The 11,348-nt window shown below is 32.6% G+C and carries 7 protein-coding genes; all 7 read right to left on the bottom strand.

The window, feature by feature from the left end:
- Positions 1 to 84: 84 nt before the first annotated feature.
- Positions 85 to 3,129: a SusC/RagA family TonB-linked outer membrane protein gene (locus AB1Z17_RS00915; RefSeq protein WP_368049909.1), complete on the bottom strand. Its 3,045-nt coding sequence runs from the start codon at positions 3,127 to 3,129 to the stop codon at positions 85 to 87.
- 551 nt (positions 3,130 to 3,680) lie between these two features.
- The gene (locus tag AB1Z17_RS00910; protein WP_368049908.1) at positions 3,681 to 4,055 is read right to left on the bottom strand and encodes a cupin domain-containing protein; all 375 of its coding nucleotides are present in this window, start codon (positions 4,053 to 4,055) and stop codon (positions 3,681 to 3,683) included.
- A gap of 5 nt (positions 4,056 to 4,060) precedes the next feature.
- Positions 4,061 to 6,340, bottom strand: a complete 2,280-nt coding sequence (locus tag AB1Z17_RS00905; RefSeq protein WP_368049907.1) for an alginate lyase family protein — start codon at positions 6,338 to 6,340, stop codon at positions 4,061 to 4,063.
- 350 nt (positions 6,341 to 6,690) lie between these two features.
- The gene (locus AB1Z17_RS00900) at positions 6,691 to 7,461 is read right to left on the bottom strand and encodes an SDR family NAD(P)-dependent oxidoreductase (protein ID WP_368049906.1); all 771 of its coding nucleotides are present in this window, start codon (positions 7,459 to 7,461) and stop codon (positions 6,691 to 6,693) included.
- Positions 7,462 to 7,473: 12 nt separating this feature from the next.
- Positions 7,474 to 8,571, bottom strand: coding sequence for a polysaccharide lyase family 7 protein (locus AB1Z17_RS00895; RefSeq protein WP_368049905.1), 1,098 nt, complete (start codon positions 8,569 to 8,571; stop codon positions 7,474 to 7,476).
- A 52-nt stretch (positions 8,572 to 8,623) separates the two neighbouring features.
- Positions 8,624 to 9,898 carry an Nramp family divalent metal transporter gene (locus AB1Z17_RS00890; protein WP_368049904.1) on the bottom strand — a complete coding sequence of 425 codons (1,275 nt, stop codon included), beginning with the start codon at positions 9,896 to 9,898 and terminating at the stop codon, positions 8,624 to 8,626.
- Positions 9,899 to 9,925: 27 nt separating this feature from the next.
- Positions 9,926 to 11,348 (bottom strand): NADP-dependent phosphogluconate dehydrogenase (gene gndA, locus AB1Z17_RS00885; RefSeq protein ID WP_368049903.1); only part of this gene is annotated, 1,423 nt, incomplete at its 5' end.

Raw genomic sequence — 11,348 nt, 5'->3', positions numbered from 1 at the left:
TGTATCACATGAAACAAACATAGTAGCTCCTGTGATAGCAAATATTAAAAATTTTATATATTTCATAATAACTATTTTCTTTGATTAAAAATTAACGTTCAAACCAACTGATATGGTACTAAACAATGGTGTACCCGCTCTTTGAGCACCATACGATTGTGGACTATTATTACTATCGATAAATTCTGGATTAAAACCATGATAATCATCAGAAGTAATATACAATAAATTCTGACCAGTCGCATAAAGCCTTAACGATCCTAGTCCTAATTTTGAAACTGCGTCATCTGGAAAATTATAACCAATGTTTACGTTTCTCAATGAAAAATAACCTGCACTCATAACTATATCATTTGTTTGAACTCTTGGCTGCAAGAATGAAGCATCAGATATAATTCCAGCATCAACAACAGCTTGCTCATCGGTAGTTGCACCGTTCCATTGTGAGAAGAAATACTGATCACCAACGTTTCTTACTTCAGCACCTTGACTTCCTTGAATCATAAAAGAAAAATCAAAATCTCCATATTTAAAATCATTTGATAAACTCCAAATTATTTCTGGATAAGGGTCTCCTAAAATAGTCTTATCACCATCAGTAATTAAACCATCACCGTTCAAATCTTTAACGATAACATCTTCTGATGTTCCGTTAATTGGAAGCCAAGGTGAATCCCAATATTCATTTGCTAATTCCTTATCTACAACATATCCATAAAAAGAAGAGATAGGATTACCAACAGAATTTATCCATTGTGAATTTCTACCAAATCCATCTTCTGTCAATGCTCCATCAGACTCACCGTAATCAAGTAATTCATTTTTGTTAGTAGAGGCTATTAACGTAGTGTTCCAAGAAAATTTCTCATTACTAACATTTCTGGTTCTTAATTCAAATTCCCATCCACTATTCTCTACTTTTCCTAAATTCACGATACCATTATTAAATCCTGTAACATAAGACACAGGATTGTTTAGTAATAACTGGTCACTTGTTCTTATATAATAATCTAATGAACCTGAAATTTTACCATTTAAAAAACCAAAATCTACACCAGGGTTAAGCTCCTCTGAAGCTTCCCATTGTAATAATAGATTCGCAATATTCTTAGGAGATACACCTGCCGAAATACCTCCATTAGTAATAGCATTAGTATTATCTAATTGTGCTAAATAAGGCCATGCGTTCACCAAATCATCTCCTACATTAAAGTTCTCAGCACCTGTAAGACCATAACTAATTCTAAATTTTAATTTACTTAGCACATCATTTTCGCTTAAGAAACTCTCATTATGAGCGTTCCATCCTGCAGATACAGCAGGGAAGTTACCCCATTTAGAGTCAACTCCAAAAACAGAACTACCATCACGTCTAAACGAAGCATTGAATAAATACTTATTTGCATAAGCATAAGTAATTCTACCAAAGTATCCAATCTTGTTTTTCTCAATATTGTATTCACCCTCAGAAACAACAGTAGTTGCACCTTGTAAGTTTTTAAGTAAATCATTGGTATACCCAGTACCTACAATTTGGCTAGTTTCATATTTTCTTTTTTGGAAAGTCATCCCTGCCAATGCACTAATTTCGTGATCATCAATTTGCGTATTATAAGACAACGTATTATCTGAAATCAACCTAGAACTAAATCTATTATTCAATAAATATTGAGCTCTACTTGCACCACTTGCATGGTGTTCTGTTCCATCCCATCTAGTTCTTTTACGTTGTTCCAACGTTGCTCCTAAAGATGTTTTGGCTATAAGCCCATCCATAATTTCGAACGACAAATATGCACTTCCTAATAATTTAGTATTAAACTCGTAATGCTCTCTCTCAACATATTGCGCATAAGGGTTTGCATCACCCGAAGTACGAGGTCTATTATCACTACCATTCCCATCAAGGTCTAGCTCAACTAAATGGTTCTCATAAAAATAATCTCCTACTCCAACATTTGGGTAAGCATCTCTATTGATAAATTGTAATGTTTCCTCTGAATGATATATTGGCAACCAAGGAGATTGTCTTATTGGGTTGTGTATGGAAGTAGGTAACGCTCTTCTTTTTGAGTAAGAAGGGGTAGCACTTAATCCAAATTTCACCTTATCTCCTAATTTACTATCTAATTTCAACTTTGCAGAATACAACTTGTAGTCATCTGTTATTACAACACCTTCATCACTTAAATACCTTAACGATGCCGTAAATTTTGTGTCTTGAGTTCCTCCACTTGCTGATAAAGAGTGGCTTGTAATGATTCCTCCATCGAAAAATACATCTTGCCAATCTCTATTAATTCCTGTTACATCGACTATTTTTAATGCGTATTGAGTTGCTTCTGTAATTTGACCTGTTGCCGCTAATTCTTTAGCCGCCCAATCTACAACATCTTTCTTATAGTCATCACTTCCAAAGGCATCTTTATACCCAACAAAAGTATCGTATCTAAATTTTGTTTTTCCTGCTTTACCAGTTTTTGTGGTAATCATAATTACACCGTTAGAACCTTCACTACCATAAATAGCTGCAGATGCTGCATCTTTTAAAACTTCAAAAGATTCTACATCGTTCATATCTAAGTTTCCAAGAAAACTAGGGTCTACAATTACACCATCAACTACAACAGCTGGTCCAGAATCTGCAGTAATAGATCCAAAACCCCTTACTGTAATAGTAGGCGCAGCACCTGCTTCTGCAGAACTCGCCTGAATGTTCACCCCAGAAACTTGACCTATTAAAGCGTCATCAACCCTTGCAACGGCTATTTGATCTAAATCTTCGTTTACAACTTTAGAAATTGACCCTGTTATGGTAGATTTTCTTTGTGTACCGTAACCAACAACAACAACCTCATCTAATGCCGAGGTGTCTGGTGATAGTGAAACATTTAATTCTCGTTGATCTGTAATTGTGATAGACTTTGTTACAAATCCTAAAAAGGAAAATTCAAGTACGTCTCCACTTGTAACTTCTAATGTATAGATTCCATCAAAATCGGTTGAAGTTCCTTTAGTTGAATTCTTTATTAGAATGTTTACACCTGGAACAGGTAAGTTATCTTCTTGAGACACCACTTTACCCTTTAATGTGAAGCTACTTTGCGCTAAAACTGTAATATTGATCATCAATATTAGAATTAAAGTTAGCTTAATTTTTAAATTCATAATTTAATTTTTTGATTTAAGTGTTTGTTTTAATTTATGCTTTCTGCATTAAATATTATTTTAGACTGTTAGTCTTAAAGATCATTCACTTTCAAAACTTGGCTTCAATATATATTTTTTGTAATTTGCTTGAAATCATGTTTTTTAAGAGAAAACAGGTATTTATTTTACTCCCCTTATTACGAAGTATTATTACTAAAAAGGATAGTTGCACCTATCCTTTTTTTATTTATGTTTGGTTTTAATCATTAATTAGTAGTTTTTATTTGAGTTAATTTTTTGGTCAACCAAATTGGTATACCACATTGGTTAACCAAAAGTATGTTAAAAAAAACTTTAAAAAAAATAATTTAACAACTATTTTATCTTAACTGCTTTATTTGCATATTTAACCTAGATGAAATACACTATTGTTTTGTTATTATAAGCTTAAACTACTTACTATCTAATAATTATGAAAAAATAATTACTCCATAAAATGTTTACAAATATGACTAGTAGAATTTTTCTTATTACTTTTTATCACCAAAATAAGATGGTCCATCACCAGTTAAAAAATCTTCTCTTACAGGACTAAATGTATCAATTAGCTGCCCTTCTTCTAAACAAACTGCACTATGCAATAAATTAGGTTCAATATACACGCCATCTCCTGCTTCTATAATTTGCTTTACTCCATCAATTTCAAATTCAAATTTACCTGAAACACAATAGGTAGCTTGCGTGTGAAAATGTTGATGTGGCGCACCTAATGCTCCTTTGTCAAATTTCACGCTTACCATCATGATTTGGTTATCGTAACCTAAAAACTTTCTTGATACTCCTCCGCCAAGTTCTTCCCAATCCAATTCTTTTGCGATGATGTACTTTTCACTAAATCGTTTCATAATTTTTATTTATTATATATTAATTTATAAGGACCTTTCCAGGTATACTCTTTATTCTTTATTGATAATTTATGTGCTGCATCTTTATCATTATTTTCGTTTGAAATGATAAAAACTTTTGATGTATTGTTTTTTGTATCAATCTGAATAGCTGTGTATTCCTTAGAATTGTGCACAACTTCAATATTTTCAATATTACTATAAGCATTTACCGCCAACTCAGAAACTGGACTGTATGTTCCGTGAGATTCTATCGTTGAAACAAACAAAGCATCCTTTGTATTCTTTTTTCTTAAAATTAAAGTTTGCTCATTACGAAGATTAAATTCAGGATCATTTGCTCCAATTTTACCAAAAATTAACTCATTGTTGTAATTCGTAATTGCAGTGTATGTGTAAAATTTATTGTTTTGTAACCAGTTTAATGATACAGTACCCTCATTAGCGGTAGCTGAAGCCTCTTTATATAAATGTTGGTATCCATCTGATTTACCTAAAACTTCTGGTGTAGTCAATTTTGAATATTCAAAATTGGTTTTCATAATATGTCCTAAAAAATAAAATGGTAAATCGTATTGGTTTGCACTTTCAGATGTAACTCTCATTATATCTAATATATAAGGAGTATCATAATAGTCATCTTTAATAGTCACCATTGTTCTATGAAGTTTCGTTCCAGGATACGCATTTTCTTCTTTTGCACTAGCTACTTGTAAATTTTCATTAGTTACACTAAAAACATATTTATTTGAATGGTGCTTACTTCCAATATCATACTTTCCATTAAATTGAGATTTTTCATTTTGCACAATTGTATTGTGAGCAATAGTCTGTTTAGCCCAAGTGGTATTCTCTTTTAAATAATTACCACCTCCTTTTTGCTCAATATTAACAAAACGTGCCATACCGTAATCTTGAACAACTTCATCACCATCTTCAAATAACGCAAATGATAATTTATCATAATGTCCATGGCTTAAACCGTGAGCTGTGTATTTAAACACCAACTCCAAATCACCGCTTCTCAAAATTCCAACAGCACCTTCATCACCATTGGCTCCATCAGATAATTCAATAGATTTTTTATCAAAAGGTTTTGCCTTTCCTTCTTTAATACCAAGAGCAACAGCTAAACCTGCATCATCAAGTGTAACTTCGTCTTGCATTTCTGCAATACTTAATAATTCTGGATTATTTCCACCAAAATGATACCCTATGTCTACTGTAGAAATTAAAGATGCATTAAAATACGACATCCCCTTTTGAGCATCGTTTAATAAAAAGAATTCGCCGTTCGCATTTGATAAGTTTAACAATGCATTTACACTTTTTAAAAGCACACCGTCTTTATACTCAAACACCTTGTAATCTGGTTTTTTATTTTGAAGTGCTTGTGCAAAAATTAAAAATGGATATGAAGCATAACGTTGATAATATGGACCTTCAGTAAAATATCCATCAGGAGAAAAAGGCTCATTTATATTGGCAAAAAAACCAATTTCTTGACCATCTTTTCTAATATAACCACCATCATTGTCCTTTACATCTGGATTAAAATTGTCAACTTCAACTCCATTTAATGCTCTATCTAAAAGCTCATCATCATCCATAGCCAAAGCAATCATTCCTACAGCTGAATTCCCCCAAGTTGCATGGTTATGAACTCTATTAAAAAATTGTGGATTATCTTTTGATATGTGATCTGCAAATGGTTTAAATAAATCAGTCTCCAAAGTTGTACGTTCTTCTTCAGATAAAAAATCATAAATACAGTCATAAGCTTGACTCGTATATACTAACCAATTAGAATCATTCAGGCATTGCCAAAACAACTTTCCTCTTGCATAAGATCGCGTTTTAGGATGTACAGGTAATGTAGGATATAATTTGGCATATTCAAACAACATATCCTTAACAAATTCGGCGTATTTTTCATCATTTAAAATTTGATACAACGCACCTGCTTTTTGCATTAAGACATAATTTTTTTTATGTGTCTCGTGAGTATATCCACCAGAATAATCTTTAGGAACAGGAACATCAAAACCATTTTCAATCTCAGCATCCACTTCTTTTTTAGTTGCTGCTAAGGTTTTATCGAAAATAGGAATACTTCCTAAATTAGCTCTAATATCTTTTACTCCTTGCTTGGTTAAAATTAAACTTGGATGATTGGATGTTAACTTAGATTCTGACACACCCTCTGGCTTCTTTTCACAAGAAATAATTACCAAAAGGATGGCAATTATTACAAGTTTGATTCCAGCTGAGTTTTTTATCCTCATTGTATATTTTTAGAATGTTATTCAATAGAAACTAGTAACAAACCTGGGATATAAATATATATCTTAACTAATTGGTTTACCAGTTTGGTTTACCAAATATATGCAATATTGTTTAGTAAACAAGTTTTTGTTAATAATTTTAACATGTTACGGTGCTAAATTAACCTTAACAATATAATTTTAAACATTCTAAACCGACAAGGGTTAATAAAAAAGCACTATTTAAAGTTATATCAAAAACTATCTAAGTCGTCTTTAGCCAAATGTAAAGACGTACACATTTAAAGGTTAAAATTATCTCTTAACTTTTCCAATGATCTTACAGTCAATCCAATATAACTTAAGAGAAACTACATATTGTAAACACCTCCGTTAATGTCGAGTGTAGCTCCCGTAATAAAGCCATCGTATTCAGATGCGAGATATATAACTGCTCTGGCTACATCATCTGCATTACCTGCACGTTGGATTGGAATACCTGCGGTTGTTTCTGCTGCCGACTCTTTCGTTGTATGCGTGTTGTGAAATGAAGTACCAAGAATCAATCCAGGAGCAACGGCATTAACCCTTATTCCTTGAGGTCCCAATTCTGAAGAAAGTGCTCTCGTAAACGTTAAAATAGCTCCTTTACTGGTGGAATAAACAAGTGATCCTGGGTGACCTCCTTTACGCCCAGCTAGTGATGCCAAATTAACTATACTGCTGTTGTTATTCTTTGCTAAATATGGAGATGCCGCTTTCGTCACAAACATCATGGATGTTAGGTTTATATCCATTACTTCGTGCCAGAAATCAGCTTCCATTTCATTCAACATTTTACGAGCTACAAGTGAACCAGCATTGTTTATAAGAATATCTAAACTACCCAACATTTCTACAGTTTTTTCGACCATTGCGTTTGCCTGAGATTCAATTGTTAAATCGCCACCAATAGTCACCGCTTTTTGCCCTTTACTAATTGCGTATTCCATCAATTGGCTCGCTGTTTCAGCACTTGAGAAATAGTGAATTGCAACATTAGCTCCACTATCAATAAAGTGTTTGGTGATTGATTCACCAATTCCCTGAGCACCAGCTGTTATAAGTACATTTTTACCGACTAATTTTGTATTACTTTTCATATCGTTCCTTTGTTAATTGATTTTATCGTTTAACGAAAAATAACCTTCGTTAGAAACAGCATCTTTACTGATGGTTAAACTTGCAGTTTTAAACCATACCTCAGCGTAGTTTCCGTCAGCATATTGCTTTTGAATATCACCGCCATGAGTTTCAGCCCCAGAACACCAGTTCCTATTTTCTTCAGGTGATTTTCCATTGGTTTGATTGTAAGCCCCCAATTTAAAAAAGCAACCTTCACCAGCATACGCGTTTTTACGTTCTACTCCATCTTGACCAAGTGGTACAAATAATTTTTGAATTTGTTCGGGTATAGCTGACGCTGTTGTATATTCTGATTCGATTAAGTTTTTTGTAAATGTTTTGGTTTCATGGCCTTCACTTGTAAATTTTAAGCTCATTATACCATCCTTAACTTCAACTTCAAAACTAAATTCTTCACCTAAGGCAATTCCATCTTCAGGTTCTTCTGGATACGTATTTTCTTCAGAACCTAAAACCGAAAAATCATGACCCCAAACTGCTGAGGAATAATCCCATCTTCCTGAATTGTCATCACCTGCTGTATTTATTTCATAATGCCAAAATACCGATCCTTTACTATGACCAGGAAATTTCTTGTAAAATATTTTAAGAGGTTCGTTTTCATGTTTATCTGCACTATGAATCTGACCTACTACTACGGCATACGAAGCTGCAACCCGTGCATCACCGGTAGCAGATACATTCATGACTTTAAGTGTAGCTGTTAATTTATCATTAGCTGTTGCTGGATACCATTTTTTTGCTTGAGCCAATTCAGTTCTAGTATTGTTTGAAGTTCCATGGGTGTTACCACCATTTGGAGCCTTAAAAACAATCCAATTGCTGTTTTCATCATCAACAGTATAAAAATAATCTCTGTTCTCAAAATTATTTGCAAAACCTGCATTTGAGCCATCACCTAAAATTAATTTCCAATGATCAAAAAATGGAATAACATCACTTGCGTAAACGGTTTTTGGTGCTTCTTTTTTATTAGTTTTTTTTACTGTATCTGAACAGCTATTAAGTATTAGAAAAACACTTAGTATTAAAAATGTTGAAACTGATAGGTTAATTTTTTTATTCATTTTTATATTTTTTAATTTCATTTTAAATGCTATTTTCAATATGCTTTAATTATCAGAAATAATCAAACAAAGCTAGCACGCCATTATAGGAAATTACACAAGAAAAGAAAAGTGCTGAAAACAAACCTATGTTTACTCCTAAACTTGTTTTATATCCTTTCATTACTTTTTTATTGTTAACCATTAGTATAATTCCTAAAACGACTATTGGCAATACAAATACATTAAATACTTGAGATAAAATTTGCATTTCAATAGGATTTGCTCCAAAAACAGGAACTATTAACGCTACTAAACAAGCTATAAAAGTGATTATTTTAAATTGACGAGAAGTTGTATCCAACTCACCAGACTGATAATCGGCAATTAATAGAGGAGCAATTAACAAACAAGGAAATATTGATGACAACCCGGCACTTAATGTTCCAAAAAAGAAAATGGTAACCGCTAAGTTTCCTGCAACTGGTTCTAAAGTGTTTGCCATATCCAATACATGTGTGACCGGTTTACCTTGATAAAATAGAGCTCCACAAGCCACAGCCATAACAGCAGCGCTAATAGTAAAAACTAAAACAGCGGCTGTAATAGCATCTTTCTTTTGTTGATCTAAATTAGCAATTGTCCAACCCTTACCTTTCACAAATAACGGTCTCGACAAAAAAGTTGCTGCAGCCATAGTAGTCCCCACAAATGCCGCTACCATCATTTTACCTCCTTTTACCTCAGGTATTGAAGGAATTAATCCTTTTACAATATCTGCTGGTATTGGATGTACAAAAAATAGAGACACGAAAAAGGACAACCCCATGAACGTAACGAAAATGACCAATATTTTTTCAAAAAAAGTATATCTTCCTACCATCATTAGTGCATAAAATATACCTATCACTAAAATTGCTATGGTTAGAACAGTTTCATATTTATAAGGCTGTAATCCTTCAAAATTCATTACTAAGATTTCAAATAACATATTTGCTGAAATGCCGAGAATTCCCATTAACGAGTTCCATTGACCAAAAGAAATTCCTACAATAATTAAAATGGCTAAAATTTTCCCTCCTTTGATATGTTTTTTAAAACCATACAAAGCTGTTTCTCCTGAAATCAATGCATAATTTCCATAAGCAAACATTAAAACCCCTGAAAATATACAACTTAATAAAAGAACCCAAAGCAATTGCATTCCATAAGTACTTCCCGCAACAATCATAGAGGTAACACTGCCTGTTCCAATGGTGTAACCTATTGCAAAAATACCAGGACCAAATCCTAAAACTAATGCAATTATTTTTTTAATGATTGAATTCTTTTTTACTGCTTGCTCCATAATTTTAAGTTTGGTTGATTGGTTTAATTAAATCCACCTAGTGTGATGAAATGCTCCTGATTCGTCATCAATTCTTTGATAGGTATGTGCTCCAAAATAATCTCGCTGCGCTTGGATTAAATTCGAAGGTGAATTACCTGTAGTGTATCCGTTGAAAAAATTAACCGCCTCACTGAAGCAAGGAATAGAAATTTCATTTAAAACGGATTCAGAAACTACTTTATTTATAGATGGTCTTAAAGTTTTAATAAGTTCAATTATTCTAGGATGCGTTAATATATGATCCGTTTCATTTAAAACTGAAACAAGATCTTCCATTAACATCGATTTAATAATACAACCACTGGTCCAAATTTGAGCAATTTCACTTAAATTTAAATTCCACTTATACCGTTTTGAAGCTTCTGAAATTAACTTAAGTCCTTGATAGTGATTTACAATTCTTGCAAACTGATATGCTTTAAAAACATCTTCATTTTCTAGTTGAAGTAACTTCTTTGAATTAGTTTCAAACACTTTTTCTAGCTGAATTCTATCTTCTTTATAAAATGAAGTATAACGTGCAAATAATGCAGAAGCTATAAGTGAGCTTGGAACACCTAATTCAGCTGTTGCAATTGTAGCCCAATTACCTGTACCCTTATTTCCAGCTTTATCTAATATTTTTTCGACCAACCAGTCATCTCCTTCTTTTTTTCTTAAAATATCGATTGTAATATCTAGTAAGTAACTATTGCTAGTTGATTTCCAAGAATCTAATATAGTTGCAATTTCATCTGGGTTTTTCCCCATCGAATTAAATACTTGATATACCTCAGCCAATAATTGCATTTCCGCATATTCTATTCCATTGTGAACCATTTTTACAAAATGACCACTTCCTTCTGGACCAATATAAGTGCAACAAGGAAATCCGTTTTTATCTTTAGCTGATATTGCATTTAAATAAGGCGCAACACTTTTATAAACTTCTTTATCTCCCCCTGGCATTATCGAAGGTCCTTTTAAAGCTCCTTCTTCACCTCCGGAGACACCGGTTCCAATAAAATGAATGTTTTTAGATTTTAAATAATTAAAACGTTCTTTTGTTTTTAAATAATTTGAATTTCCACCGTCAATTAAAATATCTCCTTCTGATAGATATGGCAAAAGAGAATCTATCACGATGTCTATGGTTTTCCCTGCATTTACCATTAACATAATTTTTCGAGGTTGTTGAATGGAATTTACAAAAGCTTCAATACTATCAAAAGTTTTAGCTGAATTTAACTCTTTAAATTCATTTTTAAAATTTAAAGCAACATCTTCTTCAACTCCATCTACATGCCTATTGAATAAAGATATTTTAAAACCATTGTTGGCTAAATTTCTACTTAAACTCTTTCCCATTACACCTAATCCAAATAATCCAAATTCAGATTTTTGATTTAGTTCATTTACAATTTTGGTC

It is taken from the genome of Lutibacter sp., from assembly GCF_040883305.1.
Taxonomy (GTDB): domain Bacteria; phylum Bacteroidota; class Bacteroidia; order Flavobacteriales; family Flavobacteriaceae; genus Lutibacter.
The sequence above is the reverse complement of the archived record's forward strand: the minus strand, read 5'-3'. Positions and strand labels throughout refer to the sequence as shown.

What these genes read in the sequence shown, in the direction of transcription:
- AB1Z17_RS00890 (WP_368049904.1), bottom strand. Translation starts at nt 9,898, where the DNA reads ATGGAGCAAGCAGTAAAAAAGAATTCAATCATTAAAAAAATAATTGCA.
- AB1Z17_RS00910 (WP_368049908.1), bottom strand. Translation starts at nt 4,055, where the DNA reads ATGAAACGATTTAGTGAAAAGTACATCATCGCAAAAGAATTGGATTGG.
- AB1Z17_RS00895 (WP_368049905.1), bottom strand. Translation starts at nt 8,571, where the DNA reads ATGAATAAAAAAATTAACCTATCAGTTTCAACATTTTTAATACTAAGT.
- AB1Z17_RS00915 (WP_368049909.1), bottom strand. Translation starts at nt 3,129, where the DNA reads ATGATCAATATTACAGTTTTAGCGCAAAGTAGCTTCACATTAAAGGGT.
- AB1Z17_RS00905 (WP_368049907.1), bottom strand. Translation starts at nt 6,340, where the DNA reads ATGAGGATAAAAAACTCAGCTGGAATCAAACTTGTAATAATTGCCATC.
- AB1Z17_RS00900 (WP_368049906.1), bottom strand. Translation starts at nt 7,461, where the DNA reads ATGAAAAGTAATACAAAATTAGTCGGTAAAAATGTACTTATAACAGCT.